At 41.2% G+C, this 14,860-nt stretch carries 15 protein-coding genes; 5 read left to right on the top strand and 10 right to left on the bottom strand.

Annotation, left to right across the window (positions count from 1 at the left end; genetic code table 11):
• Positions 1-126: 126 nt before the first annotated feature.
• Positions 127-1,326, bottom strand: a complete 1,200-nt coding sequence (locus PDL71_RS04235; protein WP_407525793.1) for a DUF1501 domain-containing protein — start codon at positions 1,324-1,326, stop codon at positions 127-129.
• 73 nt (positions 1,327-1,399) lie between these two features.
• A complete protein-coding gene (locus tag PDL71_RS04230) occupies positions 1,400-2,848 on the bottom strand; it encodes a DUF1800 family protein (RefSeq protein WP_407525790.1) in 1,449 nt (482 codons plus the stop codon).
• A gap of 128 nt (positions 2,849-2,976) precedes the next feature.
• Here PDL71_RS04230 and PDL71_RS04225 point away from each other — a divergent pair, with 128 nt between their 5' ends.
• Positions 2,977-4,044: an alkane 1-monooxygenase gene (locus PDL71_RS04225; RefSeq protein WP_407525788.1), complete on the top strand. Its 1,068-nt coding sequence runs from the start codon at positions 2,977-2,979 to the stop codon at positions 4,042-4,044.
• Between the two features lie 111 nt (positions 4,045-4,155).
• Positions 4,156-5,145 (top strand): zinc metalloprotease, encoded by a 990-nt coding sequence (locus tag PDL71_RS04220; RefSeq protein WP_407525785.1) that lies wholly within the window; start codon positions 4,156-4,158, stop codon positions 5,143-5,145.
• A gap of 60 nt (positions 5,146-5,205) precedes the next feature.
• Here PDL71_RS04220 and PDL71_RS04215 read toward each other — a convergent pair whose 3' ends face one another.
• The 3 genes from PDL71_RS04215 to PDL71_RS04205 form a co-directional block, all read right to left on the bottom strand.
• Positions 5,206-5,895: an outer membrane protein gene (locus PDL71_RS04215; RefSeq protein WP_407525782.1), complete on the bottom strand. Its 690-nt coding sequence runs from the start codon at positions 5,893-5,895 to the stop codon at positions 5,206-5,208.
• Between the two features lie 118 nt (positions 5,896-6,013).
• Positions 6,014-7,285 carry a serine--tRNA ligase gene (serS, locus tag PDL71_RS04210; RefSeq protein ID WP_407525779.1) on the bottom strand — a complete coding sequence of 424 codons (1,272 nt, stop codon included), beginning with the start codon at positions 7,283-7,285 and terminating at the stop codon, positions 6,014-6,016.
• A gap of 97 nt (positions 7,286-7,382) precedes the next feature.
• On the bottom strand, positions 7,383-9,065 hold the full coding sequence (locus tag PDL71_RS04205; protein WP_407525777.1) for an NAD+ synthase: 1,683 nt from the start codon (positions 9,063-9,065) through the stop codon (positions 7,383-7,385).
• Between the two features lie 118 nt (positions 9,066-9,183).
• Here PDL71_RS04205 and PDL71_RS04200 point away from each other — a divergent pair, with 118 nt between their 5' ends.
• Positions 9,184-10,227, top strand: coding sequence for a hypothetical protein (locus PDL71_RS04200; RefSeq protein ID WP_407525774.1), 1,044 nt, complete (start codon positions 9,184-9,186; stop codon positions 10,225-10,227).
• A 4-nt stretch (positions 10,228-10,231) separates the two neighbouring features.
• Here the strand turns inward: PDL71_RS04200 and apaG are convergent, their stop codons facing one another.
• A complete protein-coding gene (gene apaG / locus PDL71_RS04195) occupies positions 10,232-10,618 on the bottom strand; it encodes a Co2+/Mg2+ efflux protein ApaG (protein WP_407525772.1) in 387 nt (128 codons plus the stop codon).
• A gap of 69 nt (positions 10,619-10,687) precedes the next feature.
• Here apaG and PDL71_RS04190 point away from each other — a divergent pair, with 69 nt between their 5' ends.
• Complete coding sequence (locus tag PDL71_RS04190; protein ID WP_407525769.1) at positions 10,688-11,119, top strand: (4Fe-4S)-binding protein; 432 nt, start codon at positions 10,688-10,690, stop codon at positions 11,117-11,119.
• A gap of 2 nt (positions 11,120-11,121) precedes the next feature.
• Here the strand turns inward: PDL71_RS04190 and PDL71_RS04185 are convergent, their stop codons facing one another.
• From PDL71_RS04185 to PDL71_RS04170, 4 genes are all read right to left on the bottom strand, one after another.
• A complete protein-coding gene (locus PDL71_RS04185) occupies positions 11,122-11,370 on the bottom strand; it encodes a hypothetical protein (protein ID WP_407525766.1) in 249 nt (82 codons plus the stop codon).
• Positions 11,371-11,412: 42 nt separating this feature from the next.
• Positions 11,413-11,754 (bottom strand): translation initiation factor, encoded by a 342-nt coding sequence (locus tag PDL71_RS04180; protein WP_407525763.1) that lies wholly within the window; start codon positions 11,752-11,754, stop codon positions 11,413-11,415.
• Between the two features lie 29 nt (positions 11,755-11,783).
• Entirely contained in the window at positions 11,784-12,641 is an 858-nt protein-coding gene (gene nadC, locus PDL71_RS04175; protein WP_407525760.1) for a carboxylating nicotinate-nucleotide diphosphorylase, read from the bottom strand.
• A 116-nt stretch (positions 12,642-12,757) separates the two neighbouring features.
• Positions 12,758-13,147 (bottom strand): DUF4783 domain-containing protein, encoded by a 390-nt coding sequence (locus tag PDL71_RS04170; RefSeq protein ID WP_407525757.1) that lies wholly within the window; start codon positions 13,145-13,147, stop codon positions 12,758-12,760.
• Positions 13,148-13,275: 128 nt separating this feature from the next.
• On the opposite strand from PDL71_RS04170, the gene gpmI reads away from it, so the two are divergent.
• Positions 13,276-14,790, top strand: a complete 1,515-nt coding sequence (gene gpmI / locus PDL71_RS04165; RefSeq protein WP_407525754.1) for a 2,3-bisphosphoglycerate-independent phosphoglycerate mutase — start codon at positions 13,276-13,278, stop codon at positions 14,788-14,790.
• Positions 14,791-14,860: the final 70 nt, after the last annotated feature.

Genomic DNA, 14,860 nt, shown 5'->3' with positions numbered 1-14,860 from the left:
ATTGGACTTTAGTTTTTCGTTGATAATTGGATAACTCAAAAGTAAAAAAAGAATTGGATTAAACAACAAGGGTTTCCACTTATTTGCATTGATGGTAATTTTACGGAAAACAAAGCCGTCATCAGTTTAAATAAAATTCAATGGTTGCATCTTTTGTTTTAAGATGGGTTCGGCATCAGTGCCCAACCATTTCTCCAATACAGTTGCATATACTTCTCTGAAATCCATTTGAAACTGCAGATCACCATCATCCAGTTTATTTAAATCCGGCAGTGCATTGTAAATACCTTTCTGCTTCAAAGCACCACTCACAAAAAACATATTGTTTGCTTTGCCATGATCCGTACCACCACTTGCGTTTTGAGCAACCCTTCTTCCGAACTCCGAAAATGAAAACAATAACACATCATCAAACCTGTTATTCGCTTTCAGGTCTTTTACAAAAGCCTTTACAGCACCGTTCAACTCATTAAACAAACGTTTCTGCTGAAACTCCTGGTTGATATGCGTATCAAAACTTCCAAGAGAAATGTAATACACTTTGGTATTGATATCGCTGAAGATGAGCGAAGCGATGGTTTTTAAACCTTTACCCAATTCTGTATCCGGATAGGTTTCGGCAGAGGGCCGTTGTTTGCTTTGCTTAAAAATATAATCAGCGCTGGAAATTGTTTCAGCCATGGTTTTGTACAAATACTCTACCGGTTGCTCGTGTGCATCCGCTTTATGATTAGCCAGGATTTCTTTAAAATATTTTTCCTGACTGGTATTATACAAACGTTTTGGATCTTCCAATGCCAGGCCCTTGATGTGTTCACCTTTCAACGCAAGGCTTAGTACATCATCAATTTCCAATGCCTGTGTGGGTTTATCACAGCCGGCACATTGTGCATCTAAATAACGGCCTATCCAACCCGTGTTCCAATAGTCCGTGCTTTTGCTGGCCGTATGCCAGATATCCATACTGCGGAAATGACTTTTATCAGGATTGGGATACCCTACACTGTTGAAAATACCTAAACTGCCATCATCATACAATTCTTTAAACGCAGTGAGTGATGGATGCAAACCTGCTTCATCTGTAAGCATCAACGCTTCATTTTTTTGAATACCCAGCTTAGGACGGTTTTTATAATACAGATCATTACGGAAAGGAATCACCGTATTCAACCCATCATTACCACCACTAAGCTGAATGATCACTACTACTTTATTTCCTTGTGGTACGGCAGCAGGTGTTTCAAATGCCTTTAAAAACTTGGGCACAAATACAGAGGCTGTAGCCAGTGAACCTATTTGGATGAAGCTTTTGCGTTTAATCAACATATCAAGAATTTTAGATTTGAGAATGACGATAGCAGATTGCATTCAATCTAAAATCTGCAATCTTAATTTACAATCAGCACAATTGGTATTCCGGTGTACTCATTAAATGAATGATGCCTGTTTGTATGTATCGTTCCCTTGCAGAAACATCCATATGTTTTTCCACCAATGCCCTGTTCAACTTTGTACTGTCTGTTTGCCAGAGCAGTGAAGCCATCTGCACCAGCAACTGTTCCCTTTTTGTTTTTTGTAATTGATCATAAGGCAATTTCCAGTTGATAGTAGTTTCTACCATTCTTCCGGCAATACGTTTATTCTGCTGCTGCATCCGTTCTTCCATTCGTCCCATTTCCTGGTCATCATCACTTTTTGCTTTGATACTGAAGCTTTCTTTCATGGCAACAATCTGTGGTAAACGCATACGGAACATGAGTGAGGAGCTGTCAATCCAGTTTTTACCACCGGGCCATCCGGCAACATTTGGTGGGTAGAATAAAATTTGTCCCAACACTTTCTGCAGGTACAATTGTGTTTCAGGTTGCGCCAGTTCCATAGGCAAACTGCGGCGGATGCCTGCCATTAATTCAATGGGCGATTTAATACGGATTCCGATATTTCGTTCATCATAAAACCAATCAGCCGTAAAAATGCTTTTCATCAATTTGCTGATGTCGTAATTACTCTTGTAAAAACCATCCGCCAATTGCTTCACCCGTTCTTCATCAACCTGTTCATTTACAAAAAACACATACAGCTTCCGGGTAAGATAAAGTGCTGTTTGTTTTTGCTGTAACAAAATATCCAGCACATCATCACCATCAAAATTTCCTGATTGACCTAATACGGTTTTTACTCCATCATCATGTAATTGCGGACGGAACACAAAATCACCGTTCAATTGAAACTGCCATCCGGTAAAAGCACGGGCTGCTTCTTTAATATCTTTCTCGGTATAGTTGTCACGGCCCATTGTAAAGAGTTCCATCACCTCACGGGCAAAATTTTCGTTGGGCTTTTGTTTGCGGTTTTGCTGATTGTTGAGAAAAGCAAGCATAGCTGCACTGCGACTTACTTCTTTTAACATCGCGCCAAAATTTCCCAATGCATTGCGGCGGATAATGTTGATAAGATCCTGTTGATAGAAAGCATTGAGATTACGGCAGGCAAAATGTCCATGCCAGAAGAAAGCCATTTTTTCACGCAACTGCTGTTCACTGTTCACTATTTCATCCAGCCATTCGAGATTAAGATTGCGTATTTCCTCTCTTGATTTCTTTTGCAATTGTTGCCGCTGTTCTTTGGTAAGTTCTGTTCGGCGGATGCCATCAATACCATTCATTAAGCCCTCCACAAAATTATTTGCCACTTTTAAGGGCATGGGTTCCTTACGACTGGCTTTTTCCAGAGCGTCATATAACTTTTGAGGGGTAGTTTTTGAAAGATCATTCCACTGCTCCACAGCAGGACCAAAGCCTGCCCGCCAGAGCAGATGCTGGTTTTTAAGTTGAAGGGATGCCGGCATATTCATTGATTTCAGGAGTTCAGACTTATGACGAGGAACAAGGTTTAACAGTAAACGAAAGAAATGTGAAAATTCGTTTACACATACATTTATTTTACAAATTACTGAGACCACTCTAACTTTAAAGCATGGGAATTAAGCCATATAAATACCTCAGCCCTTTTATCGTTTTATTAGCTGCAGCTTTTGCGTTTGCGAACAGGGGTATTGTTACCTACATCCCGGTGCTCTATGCATTTGTATTCATTCCCCTGCTGGAATTATTTTTAAAACCTGAAACCTCCAACCTTTCAGCCGCCGAAGAAGAAATAGCGAAGGCAGATAAAACCTATGATTACATTCTTTATGCCATTGTACCCTTGCAATACGTTTTACTCATTCAATTTTTGTTTTCCTTTCAGCAAGCGGATCTGACTGCAGTTGATATTACCGGACGCATTTTATCAATGGGCCTGCTCTGCGGTGTATTTGGTATTAATGTAGCACATGAGTTGGGCCACCGGGTGAACAAAGTTGAACAATGGATGGCCAAAGCTTTATTACTTACATCGCAATACATTCATTTTTATATTGAGCACAACAAGGGGCATCACAAAAACGTGGCAACACATGAAGACCCCAGCAGTGCCCGGCTGCATGAAAGTGTTTTTGCATTTTACCCCCGTACCATTTTTTTCAGTTACATCAGCGCCTGGAAAATTGCTAATGATGAAGTGAAAAAGAAAAACAAATCCTGGTGGCAAAATGAAATGCTGCAGGCGCAGGTGTTGCAACTCATCTTTATAGCAGCCATTTACTATGTGTTTGGATGGAAGATATTATTGTATTACATGGCCGCAGCGCTCATGGGAATTCTGCTGCTGGAATGTGTAAACTATATTGAACATTACGGGCTGAGCCGGCAAAAAAAAGAACAAGGTTTGTACGAAAGAGCCATGCCCCATCATAGCTGGAACAGTAATCATGTTATTGGCAGGCTGATGTTATTTGAACTGAGCCGCCACAGCGATCATCATTATATGGCCAGCCGTAAATACCAGGTACTGCGGCATCATGATGATTCTCCACAAATGCCCACGGGTTATCCCGGCATGATGCTACTGGCACATATTCCTCCACTTTGGTTTTGGGTAATGCACCGGAATATGCGAAGCATTCAAAATGAAAAAAATGCTTCAGCAACCATTCCTGCATAATAAATTTTGCAGCGGCGTTACAAAAATTTAAATCAGGCAGACTAACACTTGTTGCCGTTTATCCTTTAAATTCACCAGTCATATTTTCAAACCTAAACCAATTTTTTAAACATGAGAAAACTTTCGCTCATTGCCGCCTGTGGTATTGTTTTATTTGCAGCTTGTAATAAAAACAAAACCGGCGAGCAGGAAATCGTACCTGAAAAAGAACAGGTGAATACGGTTGCAGCCCGTGCCTGTGCTGCTTATGATGTGTTAGAAGAACAATTGAGAAAAGACCCTTCCTTACAACAACGGATGGATGAAATTGAAGCCTTTACAGCCCGCTACGCTGCTAACCCGGCTGCATTTCGTGTATTAGCTGATGGCAATTTAGAAGTGCCCGTAGTTGTGAATGTTTTGTACAATACAGCAGCGCAGAATGTATCTGATGCGCAAATTCAATCGCAGATTGCTGTATTGAATGCTGATTTTGGCGGAACCAATTCCGATCTGAATCTTACATCTACTTACAACACTGTAAAATTTACAAGCGCCAGCACCAAACCTAAAATCAGGTTTGTGCTTTCTGCAATTAACCGCAAATCCACTACCAATACTTCATGGGGCACTAATGATGCGATGAAGCGTTCTTCATCCGGAGGTATTGATCCCACATCTCCTACAACAACTTTAAATATGTGGGTATGTAATCTTAGCGGCGGAATTTTAGGCTATGCCCAATTCCCGGGCGGAGCTGCCGAAACAGATGGCGTGGTTTGTGATGATAATGCTTTTGGTACAACCGGTACTGCATCTGCACCCTTTAACAAAGGAAGAACGGCTACGCATGAAGTAGGTCATTATTTCAACCTGCGTCACATTTGGGGCGACAGAAGATGCGGCAATGATGGTGTGGGTGATACTCCTGCTCATACCGGTGCTAATTATGGCTGTCCTGCTGCCGGCACAAGAAGTTCCTGCAGCGGAAGACCTGTAATGATGACGATGAATTATATGGATTATACTGATGATGCCTGTATGTATATGTTCAGCCTTGGTCAGGTAGACCGTATGAACGCAACCTGGGCCGTGGGCGGACCAAGAGCCAGTTTGAGATAATTGCATTTTTGACAATCAACATGAGAAAACGAAAATCCCGCCAAAAGGCGGGATTTTCATTTAAGACTTTTTATTCTGTCCGATAATCCATCGGGCACCTATGCCTATATTTTGAAGAAATCCAAGACCAAGGCTTGAGTTGAATGAAAAATTATTGCCTACAAATTTTTCATTGTTGCTGCTGTTTGTATTGATTGAACGGTTATATCCCAAAGAAATTAAATCACCCGTTCTTACTTCCAGTAAAAAACGATTGCTCCACTTATAAGCAATACCTGGAAAAGCGCTGATGTTTACAGTATGTGTTTTCTGAGTATTTTCCAGTCTGATTGTCGAATTAACATTCACGTTTTTGTTTTCTGAATAATTGTAACCGCCACGTAAATCGCCAAACACATAGAAGCCTTTACCCAAAGATTTATACCGCCTTGTAAAGTAGCCAACATTTAAAGATTGATTCTGGTTTTTTGACAAATTATATATTGGTTGATTTGATTCTGATTTGTTCTCGCCATATCCTGCACCTGCAAAAAAACCATGAAGTGCATTCTCTTTTGTTGCAAAGCCGAGCTCTGTAGAAAAATTGAAAGATTGGTTTTTGTTGACGGGACTGGTATTATTATTTTGATTTTCCCCTTTATAGGTTGAGAACCCCAAACCGAAACCCAACACTTTATTTCCTTTTTGAAATTGTGCAAAACCAAAGAAAGCAGGCAGCAGCAAGGTGGCTGTAAGAAGTGTTTTTTTCATTGTTGATAGTTTTGATGAAGCCGCAACATAAAACAGAAAAAGGATAAAAGCTTTTCACCTTTATCCTTTCACAAATGTTTATGTTAAGTGATTAGAAAATTTAAAACGTGATGCAGCATCAGTTCAACAGATCAAAACCTGTATAAGGTCTTAATACTTCCGGAATCACAATGCCGTTTTCCGTTTGATAGTTTTCAAGAATAGCAGCAAGAATTCTTGGCAAGGCCAATGAACTTCCGTTCAATGAATGAATCAACTGTGGTTTGCCTTTATCATCTTTGAAACGAATCTTCATACGATTGGTCTGGAAGTTTTCAAAGTTGCTCACACTGCTGCACTCCAGCCATTTCTTTTGTGCAGCACTCCACACTTCAAAATCATAAGTGAGGGCACTGGCAAAACTCATATCGCCACCGCACAGGCGAAGAATACGATACTTCAATCCCAATGATTGCACCAGTTTTTCTACATGAGCCACCATTTCATCCAGCACTTCATAACTTTTATCAGGATGTACGAGTTGCACAATTTCAATTTTATCAAACTGGTGTACACGGTTGAGGCCACGCACATCAGCACCAAAACTTCCTGCTTCTCGTCTGAAACAAGGTGTATAAGCCGTCATCTTTATCGGGAGATCAGTTTCCTTTAATATTTCATCACGGTAAATATTGGTTACAGGTACTTCTGCGGTGGGAATCATATAAAAATTATCAGCCGGCATATAGTACATCTGTCCCTCTTTATCAGGCAACTGACCGGTACCATACGCTGTTGCTTCATTCACCATATAAGGAGGAATAAACTCAGTATAACCTGCTGCTGTATTGTAATCCAAAAAATATTGAATGAGTGCACGCTGCAGTCTTGCTCCTTTTCCCTTGTACACCGGAAAACCGCTGCCGGTTAATTTCACACCCAATTCAAAATTGATGATATCGTATTTTTTGATGAGCTCCCAATGCGGTTGTGCATTCGCAGGGAGGTTGGGCTCCTCACCACTTTCTTTTACGTTGAGATTGTCTTCCGGTGTTTTACCTGCAGGTACCAATGCAGCAGGAAGATTCGGCAGTTTGATCAACGTATCATGCAATTGTTTTTCAACTATTACCAATTGCTCATTGATGGGCTGAAGTTTGCTTTTGAGTTCGGCTACTTCTGTTTTCTTTGCCTCCGCAGCGTCTTTTTCCCCTTTACCCATCAGCATACCAATCTCCTTGGATGCTTTATTTACTAATGATTGTGTTTCATCATATTGAAAAGTGAGTTGTTTGCGCTGGTCGTCCAGGGCAATTACCTCATCTACTAAACTTAATTCAGCAAAATGTTTAACGCTTAACCGCTCTTTTACCAGTTCGGTATTCTGTCTTAAATAAGCTACCTGCAGCATGTTTCAAATTTGCGGCAAAGATAAATGAAACAGGCTCTGATTGGAGTCAAACAACCCCGTTAGTGGCTAAAAGCCCTGACGGCGGTTAAATTATCGTTCAGCTCAAATATTTTCCTACTATAGGCACCCTTCTTCCCACTCCAAATGCTTTGGGACTTACACGGATAATGGGGCAAAACTGGTTGCGTTTGTATTCATTTACATTTACCATTTTGAGCACACGGTCTACTAACGCTGCATCATAACCCATCGTCTTAATTTCTTTGGGACCCTGACGTCGTTCAATGTATTGATACAACACTTTATCCAGAATGGAATAATCAGGCAATGAATCCGAATCCTTTTGATTGGGTCTTAATTCAGCACTAGGTGCCTTGGTGATGATATTGTCGGGAATGATTTCTCCGTTGCGGTTAATGTACTTCGCCAGTTCATACACCTGCAGTTTGTAACAATCGCCCAATACACCTAACCCGCCTGCCATATCTCCGTAAAGCGTACCATAGCCCGTTGCGAGTTCACTTTTGTTGGAGGTGTTGAGTAAAATATATCCAAACTTGTTGGCAATCGCCATCAATAAATTACCTCTAGTGCGGCTTTGAATATTTTCTTCCGCCAATGAAAATGGTAAGTCCTGAAAGATGGGCCTGAGTTCTGTCAAGAAACTATCGTACACATTTTTGATAGGAACGATGTCATAAGGATTACCAAGATTCTTACTTAACTGTTCTGCATCACTCACACTATGTTCAGTAGAATAATGTGAAGGCATTAATATGGCTCTTACATTTTCTTTGCCCAATGCAGTACATGCCAGTGCCAGCGTAACAGCACTGTCAATACCGCCACTGCTGCCAAGAATCGCTTTGGTAAAACCCATCTTTGAAAAATAATCCCTGATGCCCAGCACAATGGCATCATAAATTTCTTTGGTGCTGAGTGTTTCATCCAGGTGCAAAGGATTGAGTTCTTCATCGGGCACATCAACTGCCTTTTGCTGAATGGGTTGTTCAAACGTACCATCGTCTTTTAAATCAACACCTATCAATGCTTCTTCCAGCAATGGCAAATGCGCAATCATGTTGGCATTTTTATCAAACACCAATGATCCGCCGTCAAATACAATTTCTGTTTGGCTGCCCACACTGTTGCAGTAAAGCATCGGCAGTTGGTACTTGATTACATTGAGTTTTACAATAGCCTTCCGGTCTTCCACATGCGTGTAATCAAACGGCGATGCTGAAATATTGAGCATTACATCCGGCCTGAATTTCATCAACTCATCCATCGGACAAATCCTGTACAACGGGTTATCTCCCAGGTTCCAGATATCTTCACATACTGTTATGGCCAATCGCTTGCCTTTGTACTCAACAATATTCCAATCGTAAGCCGGTTCAAAGTAGCGGTATTCATCAAACACATCATAATTGGGCAAACAGGTTTTATGAATTACTGCTTTGATTTCTTTATCGCATAAAAAGAAAGCAGCGTTGTGCAGGTCTTTCCCTTCCTTTCGTTTGTTACGGTCAGGGGCACCCACAATCACCGCAATACCATCCGCATGTTGTTTAATTACATCAATGGCCGCATAACATTTCTCAATAAAATCATTGAACTCCAGGAAATCCCTGGGAGCATAACCGCATACGCTCAATTCGCTGAACAGGATCAGATCGCCACCTTTTGACTTTGCTTCTTCAATAGCTGAAATAATTTTAGCTGTATTGCTTTCAAAATTGCCGATATGATAATTTTGCTGCGCTAAGAAAATCTTCATAAAGCAAATTTCATGGATTTTTGCTTGCAAACAATTAAGCTGCAACTTTGGAATGATTTAATGCCAACTAATTTTGAAGCCGGCAACAACAAAACAGAAAGCCACCCGTTTCATCATCATGAAAAAAATACTTGTTTTTTCTGCAATTATTTTATTGTTCGCCTGTAACAATAACACTTCGAGACCGGATTTATCTGCTATTAAAGTAAACCTGGAGCTGAAGCGTTTTGATGAGGCTTTTTTTAAACTGGACACCAATAATCTGCAGCAAAGCCTGGTGAAGCTTCAAAATGAATTTCCGCAGTTCTTGCCCTTATTTATCAGCAATGTACTGGGCCTCGGACCGTTGAACGATACCAATCAACTCGCCTATATAGGAACTAAACAATTTTTGAAGCTGAATAAACCGGTATACGATACTTCCCTTATCGTTCACCGCAACCTCAACAGTTTTAAAAATGAAATGGAGGATGCGTTTCGTTATGTAAAATTTTATTATCCTGGCTATAAAATTCCGCAACTCATCGCTACCATCGGCCCAATGGATGCGTTGGCCCCTATGAGCAATCAGATACTTACCCCCAATTATATGGGCGAAGGATTTATTGCTCTTAGTCTTCAGTTCTACCTCGGGAAAGATTACAGTATTTATAATGACCCGGGTTATGTATCAAGTGTGGCCCCACAGTACCGGAGCAAACGTTTCAGCAAAGAATATATGAGTACTGATCTGATGACGCTGGTGATTGATGATTTATATCCTGACAGCAGCAACCGTTTGCCTTTGATTGAACGTTTCATTGAAAAAGGAAAACGTCTTCATTTGTTACAATCTTTTTTACCGGAAAAACATGATACCATTCTCACCGGTTATACAAATGATCAACTGGAATGGTGCCATGAAAATGAACGCAGCATTTTCAACTTCTTCACCCAACAAAATCTTTTATACGAACGTGACCCCGCTCTTACCCAACCTTATACCAGCGAAGGGCCGTTTACACAAGGCATGCCGGAGCAAAGTCCTGGTAATATTGGCGCTTTTGTGGGATGGCAGATAGTAAAATCGTATATAAAAAAGAAAGAGAATGTTACTCCCGATGCGTTGATGAAAACATCAGCCAAACAGATTTTTGATGCAGCGGGTTACCGGCCGAAATAAAACATTAATTGTTTTTGAACGGAGCAATCATTTCAAACTCGGGGATGAAGGCTTTAAACTGCTGATGGTTGTTGAGATTTTCCATGGTGTAGTGCCCCAGCATCTTACCCATTTCGGTTTTTAAATTACAACCGCTCACATACTGGTATTGATCGCCGGGTTGAATTACCGGCATCACTCCTACTACACCTTCACCATCCACTTCTTTGTATGAACCATTGCTGTCAAAAATATGCCAGTGACGGCGCAGCAGTTTTACCGGATAAGTGTTGTTGTTTTCAACGGTGATGCGGTACGCAAACATATATTCACCTGTAAGCGGATTGCTGTAATCAGGCTGGTAAAATGTTTCTACCGTAATTTTAACTCCCTGTGATATTTCAGAAATCATAGATTGTGCTACTAAAGTAAACAAAATTCTTTCCGGAGAGTTTTATTGTTAACTGTTAAACTGCATTTTATGCCAAAAACAACACATAAATACACGAACGGGGAAGTTACCATAGTCTGGAAACCGGATAGCTGCATTCACTCCACGCTTTGCTGGAAGGGACTGAAGGAAGTGTTTAACCCGGCTGAACGGCCCTGGATTAAACCCGATGGAGCCGCCACGCAACAAATAATTGAACAGGTACGTAAATGTCCCAGCGGTGCTTTGAGTTATTTTATGAACAATGAAGAAGGAAAAGATATAATTGCCGAAAAAGCAGAACTCCTGAATATTGAGATTGCTGCCAATGGACCGATTCTCATCAAAACAGAATGTGTTATACAACACAGCAACGGTACAACAGAAACTAAAAAAGGAACTACAGCTTTATGCCGCTGCGGTCAATCATCCAATAAACCTTATTGCGATGGTACTCACAGAAAAGCAGGATTTGCAGGATAAATCTATTCTTCAAACCACCAACCGATATTGGTTTTGCTGAGCAACCAGGTGATACTCATCCCCAGCATGATGATGCCGGTAACGATCATCAGAATCAGCGCCCGTCGTTTTTTCTTTTTGCGGGTGCTGGAGCCTGAAGCATCATAATACAGGTAACAGCTCCACAAGAAAGCTCCGAACGACATAAAGAAAAACAAGCGGAATAATTCCAGCCGGGCTGTGTACAATCCTAAAAAGTATATGTTATCCATAGCAGAAAGAAATGATTGTTTGGTTGATGTATCCCTGATTCCTCAGCGTTTTTTTGTTTTGCTATAGCCCTGCTTTAACAAGAACTGTAGTACTTTTTCACGTTGATCACCCTGTATAATCAATTCACCATCTTTATAAGAACCACCGGTACCGCAAAAATTTTTAAGCTGTTTGCAAAGTTGTTCTGCGTCGGCTTCTGTACCCGTAAAACCATCTACTAATGTTACTGCTTTACCTGCCCTATGCTTGGTTTCAAGCCGTACCAGCAATTTCTGATCCGCCGGGGCAAGGGTAACAACCGGCTGCTCCTCCTCTTCAAATTTAAAGGATGGATCGGTACTATACACAAATCCCCTGCTGTCAGCTTTATTTTTTTTACTCATGTAAACGGAGTTTTATCAATCGTAGTATATCAGCTCAATTTGGCTTTTAAACTTAAATCAAGGCTGCGTGCCTGGTGAATGAGTGCCCCCACACTAATATAATCAACACCAGTTGCAGCATAGTCCCTGATATTTTCAAGATTCATACCGCCGCTTGCTTCTGTTTCTGCACGCCCGTTAATCAGTACTACTGCATCTGCCAGTTGGGAAGGAGTAAAGTTATCAAGCATAATGCGGTTAACCTTTCCTGTTGCAAGTACCTTTTCAACATCTGCCAGTGTGCGTGTTTCCACTTCTATTTTGAGACCGGGCTTCACCGTTTGCACATAATTCCATGCTTTATCAATTGCCTGTTCAATACCGCCGCAGTAATCAATATGATTGTCCTTAAGCATAATCATATCATACAAAGCAAAACGGTGATTGATGCCACCTCCTATACGAACTGCTTCTTTTTCCAGCAACCGGAAATTAGGAGTTGTCTTTCTTGTATCAAGCAACCGGGTTTTAAATCCATCCAGTTTTTGCACATAAGTTTGGGTGAGGGTCGCAATACCGCTCATGCGTTGCATACAGTTCAATACCAACCGCTCACATTGAAGAATCGTATGAACGCCGGCTTCTACTTCAAAAGCTGTTTCGCCGGGTTTCATAGACTCCCCGTCTTTCTTATACGGAGTAAATACACAGTTAGGTTCTCTTTTGCTGAAAATTGTTCGGGCAACAGTCATTCCCGCCAGCACACCGGCTTCTTTGATTTTTAAAACCGCTTTGCCTCTGGCATTACGATCAATACAACTGAGCGTGGAATGATCACCGTCACCAATATCTTCTTGCAGCGCTTCGTTTATCAAATGATCAAGCAACTCATGGTAAAGGGGCGTCATGCTGCAAAACTAATGGTTTGTAGTGAGAAGGATGGTTGAGGAACGTATAGAAAGAGTCTGTAAACCTCCGGATAAAACGGATTAAAAACTAGTGTGAGAAATTAATGAAGAATGCATCAGCGTTTGGGTTCAAATTCAATTCCCTGGATCATTTGTTTATCGCCACGGAGTCGCATATAAACTGTGGTTCTGAATTCGCCATTGGCAGTTACAAGTTTCCCGATAATAAAATTGCTGGATGGATTGCTGCCGCTATGTTGTAATTCGAAGTTCTTTACACGGTTCATATTAAAAAAGTCTTTCAACACCAGTTCAGCCTGGCCTTTACTGTAAGAATTACTTTTACCGGGAATAGACACATCCACCATCTGGTCAAAATAAGGACTCATCTTATCAACACTCCCTGTTTTTAATGCGGCTACAATCTCATCTTTCTGATCAAAAGAAACGATGAATACACTTAACAGGAGTAATACAGCGGTATGTAAAAAAAGCCGGGTCTTCATGGCTATCTTTTTGATTGATTGGGCTAAAAACATGCCAAACATACAAATCACAGACGGCCCCTGCAACAGAAAGGCTGCTTTTATGCGGGCAAACACTTATTCGGCCCAATTGATTTATTTTTGACCATATGAGTAAGAAAGCAATGTTAATCATCATGGATGGCTGGGGATTAGGCCCTGTTAAAAGCGCCGATGCCATTCAAAATGCCCATGTTCCCTTTGTAAGCAGCTTGTATGCAGCCTATCCCAATACCACACTTACTACCTGTGGCGAAGCGGTAGGCTTGCCTGATGGACAGATGGGCAACAGTGAAGTAGGTCATTTAAACTTAGGTGCCGGTAGAATTGTGTACCAGGAATTACAACGTATTCATGTAGCCGTTCGTGACGGCAGTTTTGCTAAAAACCCGGTGCTCAATCAAAGTATTGACTATGCCATCCGCAATAATAAAAAATTACACCTCATCGGTTTGGTGAGTGATGGTGGTGTACACTCCCATACCAATCATTTAAAGGCAATTGCTTCTTTGTGTAAGGAAAAAGGTTTCACCAATGTGTATGTGCATGCGTTTACTGACGGAAGAGATACAGACCCTAAAAGCGGGTTAAGTTATTTAACCGATTTGCAAAAGCATTTGGAGCAAACCACAGGAACCATAGTTTCTGTAACGGGCAGGTATTATGCCATGGACAGAGACAAACGTTGGGAGCGTGTAAAGCTGGCTTATGATGCATTGGTCAATGGTGAAGGTGAACTGGTGGATGATGTGTTGAAAGGAGTTGAATCATCTTATGCCGCCGGTGTTACAGATGAGTTTATCAAACCGATTATTCTTGCTTCCGCCAAAGACAAAGTGATAGCTGATGGCGATGCGGTGATCTGTTTCAACTTCCGTACTGATCGGTGCCGTGAAATCACACAGGTGTTGACACAAATGGATATGCATGAACAAAACATGCACAAACTCAATCTGCATTACACCACCATGACGGAGTATGATAAAACTTACAACAATGTGCACGTGATTTTTGAAAATGACAATCTCACTCAAACATTAGGCGAAATATTGGAAGCAAATGGTAAAACACAAATCCGGATTGCTGAAACAGAAAAGTATCCGCATGTGAGCTTTTTCTTTAGTGGTGGCAGAGAAAAGCCGTTTGCAGGTGAAAAACGAATCATGGTTCCATCACCTAAAGTTGCTACTTATGATTTGCAACCCGAGATGAGTGCTGTGGAAGTAACCGATGCCATTGTTCCTGAAATAGAAAATGAAACCGCTGATTTTATTTGTCTGAATTATGCCAATGCGGATATGGTGGGCCATACAGGTGTGTTCAGCGCCGCTATCAAAGCTGTTGAAACAGTGGATGCCTGTGTACAGCGTGTGGTAACGGCAGCATTGAATCATGACTATACCGTGTTCTTAACAGCAGATCATGGTAATGCCGATTATATGATTAATGAAGACGGTACGCCTAATACTGCTCATACCTTGAATCCTGTTCCTTTGTTTGTCATCAGCCGTTCATGGAAAGGCACGGTGAAAGCTGGGAAATTGGGCGATATTGCACCAAGCATTTTAACGGTAATGGGTTTGCCCATACCGAAGGAGATGACGGGTGAAGTGCTGGTTTCTTAAGCGTCAAACGCTTTCGTCGGACGAGGACCAAAGCACTTACCGCATTCAATTACTAACTAAACCATTTAAT

It is taken from the genome of Lacibacter sp. MH-610, from assembly GCF_045780045.1.
Lineage (GTDB): Bacteria > Bacteroidota > Bacteroidia > Chitinophagales > Chitinophagaceae > Lacibacter.
This window is presented reverse-complemented; position numbering and strand designations above follow the sequence as displayed.